Annotated in this window: 24 protein-coding genes; 19 read left to right on the top strand and 5 right to left on the bottom strand. The window is 69.9% G+C overall.

All coding sequences use genetic code 11. The features are described 5' to 3' along the window. Nucleotides 1-642, top strand: coding sequence for a hypothetical protein (locus M3U25_RS01380; protein WP_242156472.1), 642 nt, complete (start codon nucleotides 1-3; stop codon nucleotides 640-642). Beyond that, nucleotides 639-1,274 carry a hypothetical protein gene (locus M3U25_RS01375; RefSeq protein ID WP_355495734.1) on the top strand — a complete coding sequence of 212 codons (636 nt, stop codon included), beginning with the start codon at nucleotides 639-641 and terminating at the stop codon, nucleotides 1,272-1,274. Before M3U25_RS01380 ends, M3U25_RS01375 begins: the two co-directional genes overlap by 4 nt. Nucleotides 1,275-1,353: 79 nt before the next feature. Here M3U25_RS01375 and purT read toward each other — a convergent pair whose 3' ends face one another. Next, nucleotides 1,354-2,541 carry a formate-dependent phosphoribosylglycinamide formyltransferase gene (gene purT / locus M3U25_RS01370; protein WP_355495737.1) on the bottom strand — a complete coding sequence of 396 codons (1,188 nt, stop codon included), beginning with the start codon at nucleotides 2,539-2,541 and terminating at the stop codon, nucleotides 1,354-1,356. Nucleotides 2,542-2,734: 193 nt separating this feature from the next. On the opposite strand from purT, the gene M3U25_RS01365 reads away from it, so the two are divergent. The 12 genes from M3U25_RS01365 (at nucleotide 2,735) to M3U25_RS01310 (ending at nucleotide 10,383) form a co-directional block, all read left to right on the top strand. Further along, the gene (locus tag M3U25_RS01365; RefSeq protein WP_355495740.1) at nucleotides 2,735-3,886 is read left to right on the top strand and encodes a Rieske 2Fe-2S domain-containing protein; all 1,152 of its coding nucleotides are present in this window, start codon (nucleotides 2,735-2,737) and stop codon (nucleotides 3,884-3,886) included. After that, nucleotides 3,876-4,502, top strand: a complete 627-nt coding sequence (locus M3U25_RS01360) for a DapH/DapD/GlmU-related protein (RefSeq protein WP_355495743.1) — start codon at nucleotides 3,876-3,878, stop codon at nucleotides 4,500-4,502. The genes M3U25_RS01365 and M3U25_RS01360 overlap by 11 nt, the downstream gene beginning before the upstream one ends. 369 nt (nucleotides 4,503-4,871) lie before the next feature. Continuing rightward, complete coding sequence (locus M3U25_RS01355; protein WP_355495746.1) at nucleotides 4,872-5,744, top strand: SPFH domain-containing protein; 873 nt, start codon at nucleotides 4,872-4,874, stop codon at nucleotides 5,742-5,744. A 13-nt stretch (nucleotides 5,745-5,757) separates the two neighbouring features. Beyond that, nucleotides 5,758-6,045: a hypothetical protein gene (locus M3U25_RS01350; RefSeq protein ID WP_355496353.1), complete on the top strand. Its 288-nt coding sequence runs from the start codon at nucleotides 5,758-5,760 to the stop codon at nucleotides 6,043-6,045. Next, nucleotides 6,042-6,221, top strand: coding sequence for an Arc family DNA binding domain-containing protein (locus M3U25_RS01345; RefSeq protein WP_148828821.1), 180 nt, complete (start codon nucleotides 6,042-6,044; stop codon nucleotides 6,219-6,221). Before M3U25_RS01350 ends, M3U25_RS01345 begins: the two co-directional genes overlap by 4 nt. Next, a complete protein-coding gene (locus tag M3U25_RS01340) occupies nucleotides 6,218-6,394 on the top strand; it encodes a DUF4177 domain-containing protein (protein WP_355495749.1) in 177 nt (58 codons plus the stop codon). Before M3U25_RS01345 ends, M3U25_RS01340 begins: the two co-directional genes overlap by 4 nt. A gap of 1 nt (nucleotide 6,395) precedes the next feature. Continuing rightward, nucleotides 6,396-6,683: a hypothetical protein gene (locus M3U25_RS01335; RefSeq protein ID WP_355495752.1), complete on the top strand. Its 288-nt coding sequence runs from the start codon at nucleotides 6,396-6,398 to the stop codon at nucleotides 6,681-6,683. After that, the gene (locus tag M3U25_RS01330) at nucleotides 6,680-7,273 is read left to right on the top strand and encodes a hypothetical protein (protein WP_355495755.1); all 594 of its coding nucleotides are present in this window, start codon (nucleotides 6,680-6,682) and stop codon (nucleotides 7,271-7,273) included. The genes M3U25_RS01335 and M3U25_RS01330 overlap by 4 nt, the downstream gene beginning before the upstream one ends. Before the next feature lie 246 nt (nucleotides 7,274-7,519). Continuing rightward, the gene (locus M3U25_RS01325; RefSeq protein WP_355495758.1) at nucleotides 7,520-8,338 is read left to right on the top strand and encodes an APH(3') family aminoglycoside O-phosphotransferase; all 819 of its coding nucleotides are present in this window, start codon (nucleotides 7,520-7,522) and stop codon (nucleotides 8,336-8,338) included. An 83-nt stretch (nucleotides 8,339-8,421) separates the two neighbouring features. Continuing rightward, nucleotides 8,422-9,231, top strand: a complete 810-nt coding sequence (locus M3U25_RS01320; RefSeq protein ID WP_355495761.1) for a M15 family metallopeptidase — start codon at nucleotides 8,422-8,424, stop codon at nucleotides 9,229-9,231. Then, the gene (locus M3U25_RS01315; RefSeq protein ID WP_355495764.1) at nucleotides 9,228-9,824 is read left to right on the top strand and encodes a hypothetical protein; all 597 of its coding nucleotides are present in this window, start codon (nucleotides 9,228-9,230) and stop codon (nucleotides 9,822-9,824) included. The genes M3U25_RS01320 and M3U25_RS01315 overlap by 4 nt, the downstream gene beginning before the upstream one ends. 43 nt (nucleotides 9,825-9,867) lie before the next feature. Further along, entirely contained in the window at nucleotides 9,868-10,383 is a 516-nt protein-coding gene (locus M3U25_RS01310) for a hypothetical protein (RefSeq protein WP_355495766.1), read from the top strand. Between the two features lie 192 nt (nucleotides 10,384-10,575). Here the strand turns inward: M3U25_RS01310 and M3U25_RS01305 are convergent, their stop codons facing one another. The 4 genes from M3U25_RS01305 to M3U25_RS01290 form a co-directional block, all read right to left on the bottom strand. Then, nucleotides 10,576-10,947, bottom strand: a complete 372-nt coding sequence (locus M3U25_RS01305) for a DUF423 domain-containing protein (protein ID WP_355495769.1) — start codon at nucleotides 10,945-10,947, stop codon at nucleotides 10,576-10,578. A 102-nt stretch (nucleotides 10,948-11,049) separates the two neighbouring features. Next, nucleotides 11,050-12,216 (bottom strand): polyketide cyclase, encoded by a 1,167-nt coding sequence (locus M3U25_RS01300; RefSeq protein WP_355495772.1) that lies wholly within the window; start codon nucleotides 12,214-12,216, stop codon nucleotides 11,050-11,052. Between the two features lie 455 nt (nucleotides 12,217-12,671). After that, nucleotides 12,672-13,313 (bottom strand): response regulator transcription factor, encoded by a 642-nt coding sequence (locus M3U25_RS01295; RefSeq protein WP_010341202.1) that lies wholly within the window; start codon nucleotides 13,311-13,313, stop codon nucleotides 12,672-12,674. Continuing rightward, nucleotides 13,313-14,503 carry a sensor histidine kinase gene (locus M3U25_RS01290; RefSeq protein ID WP_242156458.1) on the bottom strand — a complete coding sequence of 397 codons (1,191 nt, stop codon included), beginning with the start codon at nucleotides 14,501-14,503 and terminating at the stop codon, nucleotides 13,313-13,315. Before M3U25_RS01290 ends, M3U25_RS01295 begins: the two co-directional genes overlap by 1 nt. 140 nt (nucleotides 14,504-14,643) lie before the next feature. Here M3U25_RS01290 and M3U25_RS01285 point away from each other — a divergent pair, with 140 nt between their 5' ends. The 5 genes from M3U25_RS01285 to M3U25_RS01265 all read left to right on the top strand — a co-directional run bounded on the left by M3U25_RS01285 (nucleotide 14,644) and on the right by M3U25_RS01265 (nucleotide 17,732). Beyond that, on the top strand, nucleotides 14,644-15,237 hold the full coding sequence (locus M3U25_RS01285; RefSeq protein ID WP_019801958.1) for a GNAT family N-acetyltransferase: 594 nt from the start codon (nucleotides 14,644-14,646) through the stop codon (nucleotides 15,235-15,237). A 2-nt stretch (nucleotides 15,238-15,239) separates the two neighbouring features. Further along, nucleotides 15,240-16,004, top strand: coding sequence for a septum site-determining protein MinC (minC, locus tag M3U25_RS01280; protein WP_355495778.1), 765 nt, complete (start codon nucleotides 15,240-15,242; stop codon nucleotides 16,002-16,004). A gap of 36 nt (nucleotides 16,005-16,040) precedes the next feature. Continuing rightward, nucleotides 16,041-16,850, top strand: a complete 810-nt coding sequence (gene minD / locus M3U25_RS01275; protein WP_355495781.1) for a septum site-determining protein MinD — start codon at nucleotides 16,041-16,043, stop codon at nucleotides 16,848-16,850. Between the two features lie 2 nt (nucleotides 16,851-16,852). Then, the gene (gene minE, locus M3U25_RS01270) at nucleotides 16,853-17,110 is read left to right on the top strand and encodes a cell division topological specificity factor MinE (RefSeq protein ID WP_017910131.1); all 258 of its coding nucleotides are present in this window, start codon (nucleotides 16,853-16,855) and stop codon (nucleotides 17,108-17,110) included. A gap of 124 nt (nucleotides 17,111-17,234) precedes the next feature. After that, nucleotides 17,235-17,732 carry a hypothetical protein gene (locus M3U25_RS01265; RefSeq protein WP_017910132.1) on the top strand — a complete coding sequence of 166 codons (498 nt, stop codon included), beginning with the start codon at nucleotides 17,235-17,237 and terminating at the stop codon, nucleotides 17,730-17,732. The last annotated feature ends 9 nt before the right edge of the window (nucleotides 17,733-17,741 follow it).

The raw sequence follows: 17,741 nt of genomic DNA, 5'->3' as shown, positions 1-17,741 counted from the left end.
ATGGCCACTCCTGCCGCCCGCGATCCCGCACGCCTGGTGATGCGCACCCATGCCCGCGCCCTGCTGCGCGACCCGCGCGACGCCGCCGCGCACCTGGCGCGGCTGCACGCCGCGCTGCAGCTGCACGACAACGAACCGACCCAGGGCGTGCTCGCCGACCTGTTCGTGGCCTTGCCGCGACACGACATCGCCCTGCGCCAGCTGGCGCTGCAGATGGCGGCAGCGCATCTGCCGCCACACGTGGCCGAGGCGTTCCAGCGCCACAGCCAGGGACATGCGCTGCTGCCGATCAACGCCCTGGCCACGCGCTGGAGCGTGCTGGCGCGGCCGTCGGCCGACGTGCCGGCGCGGGTGCGCCGGGCCAGCCCGGACCATTCGCGGCGGATGGTGCGCGAGGTGGTGGACGCTCTGTGCGACGGTGCACCGATCGCCGCGGCGCGTTGCGAGCGCGAGTTCCTGGACTACTGCATCAGTTGCCAGGACAAGCTCGCCTTCATGCTCGCCACCCGCGAACTGCGCCGCCACGCACTGGCCCTGGGCGACCGCTGGGACCGCACCGCACGCTGGCTGCAGCAACGCGAGCCGCTGGGCGGCCGCAGCGTCGACGCCCTCTCCTTTTCCAGCGCGAGTGCGCCGCGATGACTGTCCCCGAACCGACCAGCTCCGAACCGACCTGGCTGATGCCGACGCCGCATGGCGTGTTGCACGGCTTCGCCAGCGCCACGCCCGACCGCATGCAGCGCGCGTTGCAACTGCTGCTCGGTGCGCACGGTGCGTTGTCGCTGCAGGAATGGCGCCAGCGCGTGGGCGGCGACGCGCAGCGCCTGCTGCAGGACGCGCGCGAACAGCAATGGGTGCAGTTGCTGCGGCGCGCCGTGCCGGGCCCGGAAATCCGCCTGGACGATTTCGCCCAGCACGTGATCGCGCCGCTGTCGGCCGAACGCCGCGCGGTGCTGGCCTCCGACAGCGGCTTCTGCCTGGGCCATGCCGGCCTGGACCAGGAGCAGGCCGAGACGCTGAGCGTGGCCGCGGCCGACTTCGCCGGCTTCGCCCAGCGCCAGAGCGCACGCGGCTGGCACGGCGCGCACCGCTACGTGGCGTTCTACAGCGAGCCGCAGCTGCTGCTGCCGGACTGGTCGTTCGTGCCGTTCTGGGTCGACGGCGCCGGCTACTGGCTGGTCCTGGGCGGCGAGGCGCTGCTCAACAACCTGGCGATGGTGGAGCTGGTGTGGAGCATCCGCCTGGCCGCGGCGCGGTTTGCGCCGCCGGCTTGAGGGGCCGGGAATGGGGAATCGGGAGTGGGGAATGGGAAAGCGGGTCCACTTTGGCCCCGCTTTCCGAGCGCTCGCAGTTTTATGCGTCTAGATCGATGGTGAGGGCGGCGGCGGCGTCGCGGGCGGTCTGGCGTGCCTGTTCGATATCGGCACCGCGGGCCAGGGTCACGCCGACGCGGCGGTGGCCGTGCACGCTTGGCTTGCCGAACAGGCGCAGGGCGGTGTCCGGCGCCTGCAGGGCGGCGTCGACGTTGCCGAAGCGCGGCACGCCTTCGCCGTGCGCCAGCAGCGCGCACGAGGCCGACGGGCCGTTCTGGCGGATCGACGGAATCGGCAGGCCGAGGATCGCGCGCGCATGCAGGGCGAACTCGCTCAGCTCCTGCGACACCAGGGTGACCAGGCCGGTGTCGTGCGGCCGCGGCGACACTTCGCTGAACCAGACCTCGTCGCCCTTGACGAACAGCTCCACGCCGAACAGGCCCCAGCCGCCGAGATCGTCGGTGACCGCGCGGGCGATGTCCTGCGCCCGCTGCAGGGCCAGCGCCGACATCGGCTGCGGCTGCCAGCTCTCGCGGTAGTCGCCGTCCTTCTGCCAGTGCCCGATCGGATCGCAGAACACAGTGCCGCCGGCGTGGCGCACGGTCAGCAGGGTGATCTCGTAGTCGAAGTCGATGAAGCCCTCGACGATGCAGCGGCCGGCGCCGGCGCGGCCGCCGGTCTGCGCGTACTCCCAGGCCGCATCGATGTCGGCGGCGCTGCGCAGGGTGCTCTGGCCCTTGCCGGAGGACGACATCACCGGCTTGACCACGCACGGCAGGCCCACCGCGGCGATCGCGTCGCGGTACTCCTCTGGCGTGTCGACGAAGCGATACGGCGACGTCGGCAGGCCCAGGGTCTCGGCGGCCAGGCGGCGGATGCCTTCGCGGTCCATGGTCAGCCGCGCCGCGCGCGCGGTCGGAATCACCCGCTGGCCGAGGTCGCGCTCCAGCGCCACCAGGGTCTCGGTATGGATCGCCTCGATCTCCGGCACGATCAGGTGCGGCTGCTCGCGCGCGATCAGCTCGCGCAGCGCCATCGCATCGAGCATGTCGACCACGTGGCTGCGGTGCGCGACCTGCATCGCCGGCGCATCGGCGTAACGGTCGACCGCGATCACTTCCACGCCGAAGCGCTGCAGTTCGATCGCCACTTCCTTGCCCAGTTCGCCGGAGCCGAGCAGCAGCACGCGGGTGGCGGAAGCGGACAGCGGGGTTCCCAGAGTGACCATGGCGGCGGCGCCTGCGCGAAGAGGGGGCACCATTCTAACGGCCCGGCGCCCCGCGCCGGCAGCGCAGCGGCCGTGCCATCGCCAGCGTGCAGCGAAGTGCTATCTTCTGCAGCGTCACTGGGGATGTCGCCATGCACGCACGCAGCGCCGAAAACCGCCACGGCACGCCCTGCCGCACCGCCGGGGAGTGCCCATGCAATCGCTGATGCCGGCCGAGGCGTACATCGACGAGGCCTGGTTCGCCCGCGAACGTACCCAGCTGATGATGCCGCTGTGGCAGTTCGTGGCGCCGCGCATGCTGCTGGACAAGCCCAACGCCTTCGTGCGCCGCTCGGTGTGCGGGGTGGATGTGGTGGTGCAGAACATCGACGGCGAACTGCGCGCCTTTGACAATCTGTGCCTGCACCGGCAGAACCCGCTGCAGCAACAACCGCAGGGCGTGCGCCCGCTGGTGTGCAGCTACCACGGCTGGCGCTACGGCGCCGACGGCGGCGTGGACAACATCCCGTTCCAGGACGATGCCTACCGCCTGGCCCCGGAGGCGCGCGCCTGCCTGCGGCTGCGCCGCTTCGCGGTGGCCTGCATCGGCAAGCTGGTGTTCGTGAACCTGTCGGCCGCGCCGATGCCGCTGGAGGCGCAGTTCTCGCTGGAGGCGCTGGAAATGCTGCGCGCCGCCTCCGAGCAGTTCGACGACGAAGTGCTGGTGGCGACCTTCGAGGCCAACTTCAACTGGAAGCTGGCCTACGAGAACCTGCGCGACGCGCTGCATCCGCGCTTCGTGCATGCACGCACGCTGGCGCAGCAGGTCAAGTTCCAGGTGCAGATGGACGATGCCGGCATCGCCGAGGCGCGCCACTACCACGCCGAGGGCAGCGCCTCGCGCGAGGCGCACCTGGCGCGCCTGCGTGAGTTCAGCAGCGGCGGCCTCAACGAACCGCTGCTGGCGATGGCGCACTACCCCTGGCACGCGCACGTCGAGCGCTTCGGCACCGACGACTGGTATCTGAACTGGCTGCTGTACCCGAACCTGCACATCGCCTCGGGCTCGGGTGGCTATTCCTTCATCATCGAGCACCACCAGCCGGTGTCGGCGCAGCGCACCGACCTGCTGGTCTACTACGTCACCGCGCGCAAGAAGCATCGCTATCCGGGTTCCGACGCGGTGCTGCTGGGGCATCTGCACGGCGCCGAGAAGGTGCTGCGCGAGGACATCGACATCATGGAACAGGTGCAGTCGGGACTGCGCGCCGGCGCCCCGCGCGCCGTGCTCGGCGACTACGAGCACGCCAACATGCAGATCGAACGGTGGTACATGGACGTCATGGAGGGCCGCCATGTCCTCTGAAAAATACGTGGTGGGCAGCGGTGCGCTGCTGCGCTGGGCACTCGCGGCCTGGGCGGAGGCGGCGCCGGACTGCGTGCTGCACCCGCTGGACGTGGCGCAGGGCAAGGACTACCGCTTCGACCTGGATGCCCTGCATGCGCTGGCCGACACCGGCGCCACCGCCTTCGTCGCCTGGGGCGCGCAGTTCCTCAACTTCCGCCGCCAGGAGCTGATGGGCGAACTCAAGGCGCGCGGCTTCAAGATGCCGCCGCTGATCTGCCGCGGCGCGCAGGTGGCGGCCAGCGCGCGCGTCGGCGAGAACTGCGCGATCGGCGCCGGCGCCATCGTCGATGCGCACTGCGACATCGGCTTCAATGCCTGGATCGGCGCAGCGGCGGTGCTGGAATCGGCGGTCAAGGTCGGCGCCTCGGCGTGGATCGAGGCCGGCGTGACACTCGGTGCCGACGCGCAGATCGGCGCCCAGGCCACCCTCGGCCGGCAGGTGGACATCGGCCCCGGCGTGCGCATCGGCAAACGCTGCCAGATCGAGATCCCCGGCCGCTACCGCAACGACATCGCCACCGGCACCCACCATCTCGACGGTTTCCGCACGCCGGTGCTGATCCTGGGCGGGTGAGTGGCCGCCTGCGGCGGCCGGGATTGGGGATTCGGGAATCGGGATTGGCAAAAGCGCCGGATCGGCGCCGGCGCGGCAGCGCGCGCGGCCGATGCATGCACATCGGCTCGCGCCCGCCAAGCCGATCTCCCGACCGTCGCCGCAACGCATACCCCCCTACCTCGCAGCTTCGCCCCCTTCTGCGCTTAGGCAGCGGGTGCCGTGCGCAGCCACGGCAGTGGCGAGTGCGATTCACGAGACGTCTCTTGGCCCCATCCATCCCCATGGGCCCGCTTCCACGATTCCCCATTCCCGAATCCCCAATCCCAGCCCCTTGCAAACTGATATCAATTTGATATCTTCTCGTCCAACCACCCAAGGACGTCCACCATGAAAGAGCAGCCCCGTTCCTCCCTGCCCGGCATTCCGATGATCGTGGGTCTGGTCCTGGTGTTCGTGGCCGGCGCCGGCGCGATCATCGCCACCGGCGTGCTGCAGCCATCGGCGATGCCGTGGACCCTGCTGGTCGCGATCCCGGTGCTGACCGTCGCGCTGTTCCTGGTGGTCGGCCTGTACGCGCTGGAACCGAACCAGGCCGCGGTGCTGAGCCTGTTCGGCCGCTACGTGGGCACGGTCAAGGATCCTGGCCTGCGCTGGAACAACCCCTTCTTCAGCAAGCGCAAGGTCAGCCAGCGCGTGCGCAACTTCGAGAGCGGCCGGCTCAAGGTCAACGAGCTGGACGGCAGCCCGATCGAGATCGCCGCGGTGATCGTGTGGCAGGTGATGGACGCGTCCGAGGCGGTCTACAACGTCGACGACTACGAGAGCTTCGTGCACATCCAGTCCGAGGCGGCGCTGCGCGCGATGGCCACCAGCTATCCCTACGACCAGCACGAGGACGGGCAGATCTCGCTGCGCAGCCACCCCAGCGAGATCAGCGAACAGCTCAAGCGCCACCTCGACGAACGCCTGACCCAGGCCGGGGTGGACGTCATCGAGGCGCGCATCAGCCACCTCGCCTACGCCCCGGAAATCGCCCAGGCGATGCTGCAGCGGCAGCAGGCCAACGCGGTGATCGCCGCGCGCACGCGCATCGTCGCCGGTGCGGTAGGCATGGTCGAGATGGCCCTGGCCGAGCTGCAGAAGAACGGCGTGGTCGAGCTGGACGAGGAGCGCAAGGCGCACATGGTCAGCAACCTGCTGACCGTGCTGTGCTCGGACCGCGGCACCCAGCCGATCGTCAACGCCGGCTCGCTGTACTGACGTGTCCATGAGCATGCACGCCATCGCGCCGCTGGCACTCGCCCTCTCCGGCCTGCCGGCCCTGGTCATCGCTGCCTGGGTCGGCGGCAAGGGCGACGACCGCGCGCGCGGGCTGGGCCTGCGCTGGGCGCTGATCGGCCTGGCGATCCTGATCGGCGCGGCGGCGCTGTACTGGACCGGCGGCCAGCGCGTCGGCGTCTATGCGGTGGCGATCGCGCTGCTGCTGACGGTGAACGCGCTGATCGTGTCGATGCTGCTGCACCTGCGGCGCAGCGACGCCGCGCGGCAGGAGCGGTCATGAGCGAGAAGAAGGCCTACCCGCTGCGCATCAACGCCGACGTGCTGGCGGCGGCGCAGCGCTGGGCCGACGACGAACTGCGCAGCCTCAACGCGCAGATCGAATACGTGTTGCGCGACGCGCTGCGCAAGGCGGGCCGGCTGCCCAAGCCCGGCGACGACAAGGAACGCACATCATGAGCAAGCGCTGGGAATATCTCACCGTCGAGGCCAAGACCACGCTGATGCTGGGCCTGAAACTGGACGAACTCCAGGCCGACCTGAACAAGCACGGCAAGCTCGGCTGGGAACTGGTCAACGTCCTCGCGCTGCCGGGCACCAAGCCGCTGATGATGTTCAAGCGGGAGCTCTGACATGCATCCGCATCGGGTTCTCGAGCCTGCACGGGTGGCGCTGCTGCGCCCGCGCTCGGCGCTGGCAGCAGCCGCCGGCGCGTTGCTGGATCGCCTGCAGGCCGGCGGCCTCGCCGCGGTCGAAGCCGACCAGCACCGCGATCCCGCCGTGAACCACCTGCGTATCGCTCGTCGCGATGCACCCGGACCGGCCGCGTACGCGACGCCCGGCCACGTCGACCCGGCCCTGATCGACGATGCCGTCGCCTGGGTGCGCGCCCTGCCCGCCAGCCACGGAGCCATCCCATGAGCCGGCCGCGATCCACGTCGCCCTCGCCGGCACGGCAGTATCCTGTGGCGCCGGCGCGTCGGCTGGGCCTGGCCGTATGGCTGTGGCTGCCGCTGCTGCTCGTGGCCGCGGTGATCGGCGCCTTTGCGCTGCACGCCGCACGGCCCGGCGCGCTCTGGTGGCATTTCGGGTTATTGGCTCTGATCGGTGTGGCCGGCACCGCCACCTTCGCGCGGCAGCGCGTGCTGTTGCACGACGGCCTGGTGGAAATACGAGCGACCTTCCTGACCAAGCGCGTGCCGCTGCCCGCGCTGCGCCTGGAGGCCGCGCGCGTGGTCGCGCTGTCCGAGCACACCGGCTTCAAGCCGGCATTGAAGCTGTTCGGTTTCGGCTACCCCGGTTTCCACGCGGGCTACTTCCGGACCCGCGACGGGCACAGGGCGTTCTGCCTGATCACCGGCGATCGCGTGCTGGCCGCACCGCTGCACGATGGCGGCTGGCTGCTGCTCAGCGTCGAACAGCCCAGGCAGGTGCTGCAGGAATGGCAGACGCTCTCGGCGCGGGCGCCCGGCAGCGAAGGGACACCCCGCGCAGCCCGCCGCCTGGCCTGAGTCCGACACGCGTCGCCGCGTCGTCGCTGTTGCGACCGGCGCACAGGGCACGACATGCTGCGCGCGGTGCGGCAAGCTCTCGCGGTTCGCACGCGTCCAGTACGTCGAGGACGCCAAGTCGGGCGTTCTGGCGTATGCGAGACGATATGCTGGAACACCAGCCACGCTCGTCCTCGTCGCCAGCCGCGTGCGTCGCGACGACGGCGACGGCTTCGCCCTCCATATGACGCCTCGAGGATCGCCCCGATGGACGACACCCCGCCCCGCGAGATTCCCGCCACCGCCCCGGCGCTGCCGCCGACGCTGTCGGCGCGGCTGCACGGGCTGCACTGGCATCGCAACCTGGTCGGCGAAGCCGGCGCCCAGGTCTACCGGCTCGGCGGTGCCGGCACGCCGGATCTGTACCTCAAGCGCGGCAGCGGCGCCTCGCACGACGACGTGGTGGACGAGTTCGCGCGGCTGCACTGGCTGCGCGGAACCGGCTGCGTGCCGCGCGCACTGCATTTCGAGGCCGACGCCGCCGGCGCCTGGCTGCTGAGCGAAGCGCTGCCGGGCAAGACCGCCTACCAGTGGTTGCAGGAAGCACCCGCGCAGGCCGATCGCATCGTGCAGGCGCTGGGCCAGTTCCTGCGTCGCTTCCATGCCGTGCCGATCGACACCTGTCCGTTCGACGCCAGCCACCCGCTGCGCTTGGCCGCGGCGCAGCAGCGGCTGCAGGCGGGCCTGGTCGACACGGAGGACTTCGACGCGGCGCGTGCCGGCTGGTCGGCGGACGCAGTGTGGCAGGCGATGACCGCGCTGCTGCCGCTGGTCAGCGAACGCGTGCTGTGCCACGGCGACTATTCGCTGGACAACATCCTGCTCGACGCGCCGGACCGCGTCGTCGGCGTGATCGATCTCGGCCGCGCCGGCATCGCCGATCCGTACCAGGACCTGGCGATCCTGGCCAATTGCCTGGACGAGTTCGGCCCGGCGCTGGCCGACCGCTTCTTCGCCGCGTACGGCATCGCCACGCCGGACCGCAAGCGACTGCAGTTCCACCAACTGCTCGACGAGTTCTTCTGAGCCGCGCCTGCCGCATCGCGCGCGGTGCAGCAGGAGCGCCCCGGCGACTGGCCGCCCGCGGTGCTTGGCTCTACCCTGTGCCGATGCGCACCATTCCCCACCTGCTGCTCAACACCGAGACCATCGAACTGCTGCCGGCCGCGCGGCTGCGCGCCCGCAGCAATGCCGACGCGCGCCAGCTCGCGCAGGCGACCTGGCTGCTGCGGCGCAAGCACGACGGGCGCTACCTGGCGACCGCGAACGCACACGGGTTGCACGCGCTGGTGCCGCGGCTGATGCACGAACCCGGCATCGAAGCGGCACTGGATCGGCTCGACGCGCTGCCCGCACGCGGCGCACTGCGCGATGACGACGCCTGGTTGCCGCTGCACGCACTGCAGGCGCAACTGGACCAGTTGGGCCTGGCCGCCGACGCCTACGCACGGCGCAGCGGCCTGCCGCTGCAGCCGGAACCGGCCACCCTGCACGCGGCCGGCGCCGACCGCTACCGGCGCCCGCTGTGGCTGAGCGCGGGTGCGGCACGCGCCTGGCACGCGCTGCGTCGTGCCGCCGCGCGCGATGGCGTGGTGCTGGAGGCAATCTCCGGCTATCGCAGTCACGCGTATCAACTGGGCATCTTCGCGCGCAAATTCGCCCGCGGGCAGACCCTGGAGCAGATCCTCGCGGTCAATGCCGCACCGGGCTTCAGCGAGCACCACAGCGGGCACGCCCTGGACATCGGCACGCCCGGCGAGCCGCCAGCGGAAGAAAGCTTCGAACGCACGCCCGCCTTCGCCTGGCTGCGCGCGCACGCCGGCGCCTTCGGCTACCGGATGAGCTATCCGCGCGACAACCCGCATGGCATCGTCTACGAACCCTGGCACTGGTGCTGGCAGGAGGCCGCTTGCGCATGATCCGTTCCCACACACGCCGGCCGCGCGCCGGCACTGCCGCCTGGCGGGCACTGACGCTTCTGGCCCTGGCGCTGCCCACCTGCGCCGCCGCGCAATGGCACGACCGGCAGGGCCAGCCCCTGCCCGACAGCGCCGAGCGCGGGCACGACAAGGCCTTCGCCGCCGCGCTGCAGATCGCCGACGACGCCGACTTCGCCACGTTCGCGCAGGAGTGGGGGCAGACCGAGGCCGCGCATGCGCCGCAGCTGCGCACGATCGCGCGCGTGCATCGCGGCCAGTTGCTGCGTGTGGCGCTGCTGTACTCCGGCTGCGCGCCCAGCCCCAACAACGGCGGCGCCTGCGATGCGCAGATGAGCCTGCGCGTGCTCGGCCCCGACGGCGGCACCACCCTGCAGGATCCGATGCGGCCACTGGGCATGGGCGGCCCGCCGGCCGCCGCCGGCCTGCTGGAACTGGCACCGCTGTCGGTGCAACTGCGTTTCGAGGACAGCGACCCGCTCGGCACCTACACCGTGCAGGTCACGGTCAACGACCCCAGCCAGGATGCGTGGGTGCGGTTGAAGGCGCAGGTGGAACTGGTCGGCAGCGACTGAGCCGCGTGCGGATGTCCAGGTGGTCGTGGGGACGCGCCCCCCGTTGCCCTCGCTGTGCGCCACGACGTTTCGGCCTCGCACGCCGTCAGGAATCTTTCATCGACACAAGGAGGTCGCAACGTCCGAAAACCCCTATGCCACGCCGCAGGCGCAGAGCCCACAAACCGCACTGCATCCCGCGAAGGCGCCCTCTCCCATCCTGCGCAAGATCGCCGCCGGCTGGATCGTCGGCGGCCTGATGACCACGCTCAACCTCCTGCTGAGCATCCGCGCCATCACTGCCGGCGATTCCGCCAAAGCGCTGATCCACTGCACCAGCATGCTGCTGGTAGCGGCGCTTGCGTACGGCACCTACCGCAAGAGCCGCATTGCCGCATGCCTGCTGCTCGCCTCCTACGTTCTCGCACGCATCAGCCATCTCGTCGCTGGCAACGCCGATGGCCTGGGCATCGCCGTGCTGGTCACGTTGGCCTATCTGAGCGCAGCGCGGGGCACCTTCCAGTACCACCGCTGGCTGCGGCAGGAGCAGCGCGTTCCGGCGGAGCACCGCCAGGACTGAGCCGACGGCACGCTGTTCCGCGTACCCTCAGCAACGTGCGCGCGCCCCGACCACCACCACGGGCACGACCGCGCCTGCCCGCCCAGGCGACGCGCCAGGGCACGTGCGCATTGCAGCGCATGACGACACCTTTACCTGGTGCGCTCGCGGCTACGCTTCACCCACTTTTTGTACTGCGCTACGCGACGACACTCAGCGCCGCAGCGCATCCACCGCCCACAGCAGCCAGCCCAGCATCAGCGTGGTGCCGCCGATCGGTGCCAGCCGGGTCGGCCACTGCGCCAGCGCGTTGCCGGCCAGGCTGCCGGAGAACAGCAAGGTACCGAGCAGCAACAGGCACAGCGCCAAGCGCCCGAGCAGGCGCTCGCTGCGGCGTCCCAGCGCCGCCAGCGCCACGCCGTGGCCGAAGGCGTACAGCGCCGCGGTCTGCAGGTGCGATTGCACCAGGGGCTCGGCCACGCCGTGCGAGGCATAGGCGGACAGGCCGATGGACACGGCCGCCAGCAGCGCGCCGGCGCTGCACAGGCAGAACGGCCCGCGCGTACGGCGATCGAACGTCAGCATGTGCGTTCCCTCCGGGAGCATGGCAGCGTTTGCCGTCCCCCATAAACAGAACGCGCCGCAAGATGCGGCGCGTTCCGGTTCACTCGTCCACCAGGGCAGGACTTACTTGATCGCCCAGTAGATGTCGTAGGTGCCTTCCGGCGTGAACGCCTTGTCCACGCCGCCCTTCCAGGCTTCGTACGGACGGTCGGTCACGTCGTAGCCGCTGGTCGCGGCCCAGGCACGCAGCGCGTTGCGCGCCGCATCCAGGCCCGCCATGTGGCCGGTGTAGCTGGCGAAGGCGGAACGGTGCGCTTCGGTCCGCACGTAGGTCACCGGGGCGCCCTGCGGGATGGTCACCTTCAGCGGCTCGCCAGCGGCGGCAACCGGGGTGGCATCGACCGGCGCGGCAGCCGCGTCGTCCTTCTTGTCGTCCTTCTTCTCATCCTTCTTGGCGTCGTCCTTCGGCGCGCCACCGGCACGCTTGCGCACCGGCTGGGCGACGTCGAAGGCGTACTTGTCGGCGCCGAAGTCGGTGGTGACGATGCGCACCGGACCGGCCGCTTCCAGGCCGTTGGCGTCCATCACCCGCTTGATCCATTCCTGGTTGTCCTTGATGGACTTCTTGATGGAGTCGTTGTCGCGGTCGATGTTGCCGGCGTTGACCACCAGCAGGTCCTCGGCCGGGACGTCGACGACCTTCAGGTCCTTCAGCGGGGTATCGTCGGAGCGGTAGTCCACGTTCGGCACGGTGGCCAGCACGTTGCTCAGGCGCGACAGGCCCAGCTTGATGTCGTCGCCGACATGGCGGCTGACGTACAGGCCGGCGTAACGACCGAGCAGATCCCAACCGTACTTGACGGTGTAGTCCTGGGTGATCTTCACGTTGCGGCCGTTCTTGCCGGTCGACTCGAGCTTGAAGGTGGTGGTCTTGTCCCTGCCCTTGGTCTCGTCCTCGATGGCGATGACCACGTCCTTGTTCTTCTCGGTCGAGGTGATGGTCCAGCTACCCTTGCCGATGTAGCCCTCCTTGGAGCTGTAGTCCAGGCGCGCGCCGACGCCGGATTCCGGGCCGGAGAGCTTCAGCTCGATGCGCGGGTCGCGCAGCACCAGGGGGTTCCAGTCCTTGAACCGACGCAGGCTGTTGACCGTGTCATAGACGATGGTCATGCGCCGATTGGTCTCGACGCTTTCGGACATGTGACGCTCCGAGGGCAGCACCACGCCGACAATGACGAACAGGCCAGCCACGATCCCCAGGGCGATCAGGAACTCGATAATACGGGTCATTCAGGAGGTCTCCGGGGCCGATCCCACGGCCGGGTTGATGAAGCGAAGCGCCCATCCTAGCAGGCTTCGCTGTCCGTGGTCAGCACATCACGGAATGCCGCTTCGCCCCGTGCCGCAACGGGCTTGCGCGGTGCCTGCGACGGCCGCGGGAACGGCACCGCAGGCGACCAGACCATTGTCCCGGCAACGGCACCGGACAGGCCTGCGCGCCCGGTCTCCGGCCGCATCGAAGCGAGCAACGGCAGCGCCGTCGGTACGGTGGGCGTGCCGGAAGCGTGCGTGACCCAGGCCAGACCACTTGCCTGCATGGGACAAGCTCGCCCCTCCTGCGGCGGCATCTAGTGCATGGCACCCGGCGGCACCGGACCGGCCCGACGTGCGCGTTACCGGCCTGCGCGGGCCGTCATCCTGTCTCGTTCAGACCACCTGCAGCGCCGGGCCGGGCCTCCGGTCCGTCAGACCAGTTGCAGCTCGAACGCCTTCAGCACCGCCCGCGTGCGGTCGCGCACGCCGAGCTTGGAGAGAATGTTGGAGACGTGGTTCTTGATCGTGCCCTCGGCCACGCCCAGCGAATTGGCGATCTCCTTGTTGGAGAAGCCGCTGGCCATCAGCCGCAGGATCTCGGTCTCGCGGTCGGTCAGCGGGTCGGGCCGGTCCAGGCTGACGAAATCGTTGCGCATGTGCTCCAGGCCCGAGAGCAGGCGCTGGGTCACCGCCGGCTGCACCAGCGAGCCGCCGGCGGCCACGGTACGGATCGCGCCGACCAGTTGTTCCAGCGACACGTCCTTGAGCAGATAGCCCTTGGCCCCGGCCTTGAGCCCGGCCAGCACCAGTTGGTCGTCGTCGAAGGTGGTCAGGATGATGGTCGGCGGCAACGCCGCGGCCCGCGACAGCACCTGCAGCGCCTCCAGCCCGGACATCGAGGGCATGCGCATGTCCATCAGCACCACGTCGGGCAGCACCTGCGGGATCAGCTCCACCGCCTGGCGGCCGTCGCTGGCCTCGGCCACCACCTCGATGCCGCCGTCCAGCGCCAGCAGCGAGCGGATGCCCTGCCGCACCAGGGTTTGATCGTCGACCAGGCAAACACGGATCATCACAACACTCCTTGGGGAACGGCGGGCGGCAACAGGGTGGCGGCGCCGGGAACCGCGGCGCGCAAACGGAAGCCCGCGCCGGGCGCGGCGGTCACGTCCAGGCTGCCGCCGTACTGGCTCAGGCGCTCGCGCATGCCGCGCAGGCCGTTGCCGGGGGCCAGGGTCTCGCAACCGCGGCCGTCGTCGCGCGCCTGGATCACCACCTGCGGGCCGTCGCGGCGCACCTCGATCCACAGATTGTCGGCCTGGGCGTGGCGCACCGCGTTGGTGATGATCTCCTGGGTGCAGCGCAGCAATACGTGCGCGCGCTCGGGATCCTCCACGGTCAGCGGCTCCTCCACCTGCAGATGGATCTGCAGCGACGGCACCCGCTCTGCCAGCGGCCGCAACGCCGCCGCCAGGTCGATCGCGCCGCTGTCGCGCAGCTGGCTGACAGCCTCGCGCACGTCGGTCAGCAGCAGCTTGGCCAGGGTATGCGCCTGCTGCACGTGCTCCTGGGCGCGGCCCTCGGTGATGTGGCCGGCCACTTCCAGGTTCAGGCTCAGCGCGGTCAGGTGGTGGCCGAGCAGGTCGTGCAGTTCGCGCGAGATGCGCGTGCGCTCGTTGACCCGGGCGCTCTCGGCCAGCAGCGCGCGGGTGGCGCGCAGCTCGGCGTTGAGCTGGCGCTGCTCCTCCCGCGCCTGGGTCTGCTGCCGCGCGACCAGGCTGGTGACGAAGATGAACATGGAAAAGCCGCCGTACAGCAGCGACTGCATCAGCGCCTCGAACGGCGGGAAGCCGATGGTCAGGTACACCGGCAGCACCGCCAGCTGGCTCAGCAGCAGCCAGGCCACGCCGGCACGCACCGGTAGCAGCCAGGGGATCACCCCCGCCGCCACCATCATCAGGATGCTGCCCAGCCCCGACCGGTGCAGATAGCCGACCGCCAGCGCGCAGATGGTCAGCAGCACCAGCATGCCGCGGTCGTACCAGCGCACGCCGTCGCCGCTGTGCAGGCGCCGGGTCAACAGGAAATAGACCACGCCGAAGCCCAGGTAGCTGGTCAGCAGCAGCCACACCTCGCCGCTGGGCATCCGTCCCGATTCCTCGACCGGCTCCCAGTACAGGTACAGCAACGGCATGCAGATGACGGCCCAGGTGAACAGGCCGGCATAGCGCAGAACGCGGGTATGGCTGAGATATCCCAACATGCAGCCATCTTAGGATGAACGGCGCGCATTGCACTCCCACGGAAGTCATGCCGGCGCGGCTCGCCGCCCCGGGTCGCGCGTGCGATAATCCGGCCCGGCGGCCCGCACGGGGCCGCGCGCGCATCAGCAATGGAGTCTCAATGTCGATCGTCATCCGCGACGTGCGCGAGCACGAGCTCGATTCGGTCCTGGCCCTGAACAACAACGCCGGACTGGCGATCCTGCCGCTGGATTCGGCCAAGCTGCACCGCTTCTACGAAACCGCAGAGTACTTCCGCGTCGCCGAGCGCGACGGCAACCTGGCCGGCTTCCTGGTCGGCTTCGGCAGCGACAGCGACCACGACAGCAGCAATTTCGCCTGGTTCCGCGAGCGCTATCCGCAGTTTTTCTATATCGACCGCATCGTGGTGGCCAGCCGCCGCCGCGGCGGTGGCGTCGGCCGGGCGTTCTACGCCGACGTGCAGAGCTATGCCGAGTTGCGCTACCCGCAACTGGCGTGCGAGGTTTTTCTGGATCACGGCGCCGATGCGGCGCTGCTGTTCCATGGCAGCTTCGGCTTCCGCGAAGTGGGCCAGAACACGATGAACGAAGTGGAGGTGCGTGCGAGCATGCTGTTGAAGGATCTGTGCAGTTACGCCTGGGTGCGCGAAACCTACGGCGACACCCTGCCCGAGCTGCCCTGGGCCGGCCATGCCCATCGTCTGCAGCGGGCGCAGCGCCCGACCGGGACCTGAGCGTGTCGTCGGTGAATCTGGATTTCGAGCAGGCCGGCGAACTGAAGATCGGCCAGGTCGGCATCGCCAACCTGCGCGTGCGCACGCTGGACGTGGCGCGGCTGAGCCAGGAGATGCGCGAGCGCGTGCAGCGCGCGCCCAAGCTGTTCGGCCGTGCGGCGGTGATCATCGATTTCGGCGGCCTGGCGCAGACCCCGGACACGGCCACCGCGCAGGCGCTGCTGGACGGCCTGCGCGACGCCGGCGTGCTGCCGGTGGCGCTGGCCTACGGCACCCGCGAGATCGAGGAACTGTCGGTGACGCTGGGCCTGCCGCTGCTGGCCAAGTTCCGTGCGCAGTACGAGCGTTTCGATGGTGGCGCCCCCGCCGCCGCGCCGGCGCCGGTCTCGCCGCCGCCGCCTCCGCCTCCGCCGCCGCCCGCTCCGGCGGCGCGGCCGCAACCCGGGCGCATGCAGAAGAACGCGGTGCGCTCCGGGCAGCAGCTGTATGCGGAGAATTGCGACCTGACCGTGATGGCCACCGTCGGCGCCGGCGCCGAGGTGATCTCCGACGGCAGCATCCACATCTACGGCACCTTGCGCGGTCGCGCGCTGGCCGGTGCCCAGGGCAACACCGAGGCGCGGATCTTCTGCCGCGACTTCCACGCCGAACTGGTCGCCATTGCCGGCCACTACAAGGTGCTGGACGATATTCCCAAGGAACTGCGTGGCAAGGCCGTCCAGGTCTGGCTGGAGCAGGACCAGATCAAGATCGCCGCGCAAGACTGACGCGGCCCCAACACGAACGTATCAGGAGATAGTCCTTTGGCTGAAATTATCGTTGTCACCTCCGGCAAGGGCGGCGTCGGCAAGACCACCACCAGCGCGAGCCTGGCCTGCGGGCTGGCGCGACGCGGCAAGAAGGTCGCCGTGATCGACTTCGACGTGGGCCTGCGCAACCTCGACCTGATCATGGGCTGCGAGCGCCGCGTGGTGTACGACTTCGTCAACGTGGTGCACAACGAAGCCACGCTGAAGCAGGCGCTGATCAAGGACAAGCGCTTCGACAACCTGTTCGTGCTGGCCGCCTCGCAGACCCGCGACAAGGACGCGCTGACCCAGGAAGGCGTGGAGAAGGTACTCAAGGACCTGGCCGCCGACGGCTTCGACTACATCGTCTGCGACTCGCCGGCCGGCATCGAGAAGGGCGCGTTCCTGGCGATGTACTTCGCCGACCGCGCGGTGGTGGTGGTCAATCCGGAAGTGTCCTCGGTGCGCGACTCCGACCGCATTCTCGGCCTGCTCGACTCCAAGACCCACAAGGCCGAGAGCGGCAAGAGCCTGCCCGCGTTCCTGCTGCTGACCCGCTACAGCCCGGCGCGCGTGGAAACCGGCGAGATGCTGAGCATCGGCGACGTGGAGGAAGTGCTCGGCCTGAAGGCGATCGGCGTGATCCCCGAATCCGGCGACGTGCTCAACGCCTCCAACAAGGGCGAGCCGGTGATCCTGGACGGCGAATCCCCGGCCGGCCAGGCCTACGAGGACGCCGTGGCGCGCATCCTCGGCGAGGAACGTCCGATGCGTTTCATCTCCGTGGAGAAGAAGGGCTTCTTCACCAAGTTGTTCGGAGGGTGAGCATGGGACTATTCGATTTCCTCAAGACCAAGAAGAACACCGCCGAGACCGCGAAGAACCGCCTGCAGATCATCATCGCGCAGGAACGCAGCCAGCGCGGCGGCCCGGACTACCTGCCGCTGCTGCAGCGCGAGCTGCTGGAAGTGATCAAGAAGTACGTCAACATCGACGCCGACGCGGTCAAGGTGGACCTGGTCAAGGACGGCGAGCACGACGTGCTCGACATCTCCGTCGCCCTGCCGGAAGGGCCCACGCCCTGAGGCCGCGCGTCGGCCGTGGCCCATGCCGCGGCTGACGTGCCGGTCCAGGCCGGCGCCGTGACGGGCCGTGCCTGCCGCGATCGGGCGCGCCGCCGCGCCCTTCCCTCCCAACGACGTTCAGACGATGCAGACCGACGCCGCCCTTCCCGCTGCCGCCGCCCAGGTCCTGACCGTGGGCGCCATCGGTCTGGACGCGCCGCGCGCGCTGCTGGCCGGCTATGGGCTGGCCCTGCACCGCGTCGCCGACGGTGCCGCCATTCCCGGCAGCTACTGGGGCGAACCGGAGGCCGGGGTGATCGCCAGCGACGTCTACGTGCGCGACGACACGCCGGTGCATTCGCTGCTGCACGAAGCCTGCCACCTGATCGTGCTGCCGCCGCAGCGGCGCGCGCAGGTGCATACCGATGCCACCGACTCGGTGGAAGAGGAAGACGCCACCTGCTACCTGCAGATCGTGCTGGCCGATGCGCTGCCCGGCGTCGGCCGCGCACGGCTGATGGCGGACATGGACGCCTGGGGCTACACCTACCGGCTGGGCTCCACCCGCGCCTGGTTCGAACAGGACGCCGACGACGCGCGTGCCTGGCTGGCGCAACGCGGGCTGCTGCCGGCGCAGGCCTAGCGTTCTTTC

The sequence above is a fragment of the Xanthomonas sp. PPL134 genome, assembly GCF_040595915.1.
GTDB classification, from domain to species: domain Bacteria; phylum Pseudomonadota; class Gammaproteobacteria; order Xanthomonadales; family Xanthomonadaceae; genus Xanthomonas_A; species Xanthomonas_A indica.
Note: the sequence above shows the minus strand (reverse complement) of the source record. Positions and strands in the feature narration are given on the sequence as shown.

What these genes read in the sequence shown, in the direction of transcription:
- M3U25_RS01380 (WP_242156472.1), top strand. Translation starts at nt 1, where the DNA reads ATGGCCACTCCTGCCGCCCGCGATCCCGCACGCCTGGTGATGCGCACC.
- M3U25_RS01375 (WP_355495734.1), top strand. Translation starts at nt 639, where the DNA reads ATGACTGTCCCCGAACCGACCAGCTCCGAACCGACCTGGCTGATGCCG.
- purT (WP_355495737.1), bottom strand. Translation starts at nt 2,541, where the DNA reads ATGGTCACTCTGGGAACCCCGCTGTCCGCTTCCGCCACCCGCGTGCTG.
- M3U25_RS01365 (WP_355495740.1), top strand. Translation starts at nt 2,735, where the DNA reads ATGCAATCGCTGATGCCGGCCGAGGCGTACATCGACGAGGCCTGGTTC.
- M3U25_RS01360 (WP_355495743.1), top strand. Translation starts at nt 3,876, where the DNA reads ATGTCCTCTGAAAAATACGTGGTGGGCAGCGGTGCGCTGCTGCGCTGG.
- M3U25_RS01355 (WP_355495746.1), top strand. Translation starts at nt 4,872, where the DNA reads ATGAAAGAGCAGCCCCGTTCCTCCCTGCCCGGCATTCCGATGATCGTG.
- M3U25_RS01350 (WP_355496353.1), top strand. Translation starts at nt 5,758, where the DNA reads ATGCACGCCATCGCGCCGCTGGCACTCGCCCTCTCCGGCCTGCCGGCC.
- M3U25_RS01345 (WP_148828821.1), top strand. Translation starts at nt 6,042, where the DNA reads ATGAGCGAGAAGAAGGCCTACCCGCTGCGCATCAACGCCGACGTGCTG.
- M3U25_RS01340 (WP_355495749.1), top strand. Translation starts at nt 6,218, where the DNA reads ATGAGCAAGCGCTGGGAATATCTCACCGTCGAGGCCAAGACCACGCTG.
- M3U25_RS01335 (WP_355495752.1), top strand. Translation starts at nt 6,396, where the DNA reads ATGCATCCGCATCGGGTTCTCGAGCCTGCACGGGTGGCGCTGCTGCGC.
- M3U25_RS01330 (WP_355495755.1), top strand. Translation starts at nt 6,680, where the DNA reads ATGAGCCGGCCGCGATCCACGTCGCCCTCGCCGGCACGGCAGTATCCT.
- M3U25_RS01325 (WP_355495758.1), top strand. Translation starts at nt 7,520, where the DNA reads ATGGACGACACCCCGCCCCGCGAGATTCCCGCCACCGCCCCGGCGCTG.
- M3U25_RS01320 (WP_355495761.1), top strand. Translation starts at nt 8,422, where the DNA reads ATGCGCACCATTCCCCACCTGCTGCTCAACACCGAGACCATCGAACTG.
- M3U25_RS01315 (WP_355495764.1), top strand. Translation starts at nt 9,228, where the DNA reads ATGATCCGTTCCCACACACGCCGGCCGCGCGCCGGCACTGCCGCCTGG.
- M3U25_RS01305 (WP_355495769.1), bottom strand. Translation starts at nt 10,947, where the DNA reads ATGCTGACGTTCGATCGCCGTACGCGCGGGCCGTTCTGCCTGTGCAGC.
- M3U25_RS01300 (WP_355495772.1), bottom strand. Translation starts at nt 12,216, where the DNA reads ATGACCCGTATTATCGAGTTCCTGATCGCCCTGGGGATCGTGGCTGGC.
- M3U25_RS01295 (WP_010341202.1), bottom strand. Translation starts at nt 13,313, where the DNA reads ATGATCCGTGTTTGCCTGGTCGACGATCAAACCCTGGTGCGGCAGGGC.
- M3U25_RS01290 (WP_242156458.1), bottom strand. Translation starts at nt 14,503, where the DNA reads ATGTTGGGATATCTCAGCCATACCCGCGTTCTGCGCTATGCCGGCCTG.
- M3U25_RS01285 (WP_019801958.1), top strand. Translation starts at nt 14,644, where the DNA reads ATGTCGATCGTCATCCGCGACGTGCGCGAGCACGAGCTCGATTCGGTC.
- minE (WP_017910131.1), top strand. Translation starts at nt 16,853, where the DNA reads ATGGGACTATTCGATTTCCTCAAGACCAAGAAGAACACCGCCGAGACC.
- M3U25_RS01265 (WP_017910132.1), top strand. Translation starts at nt 17,235, where the DNA reads ATGCAGACCGACGCCGCCCTTCCCGCTGCCGCCGCCCAGGTCCTGACC.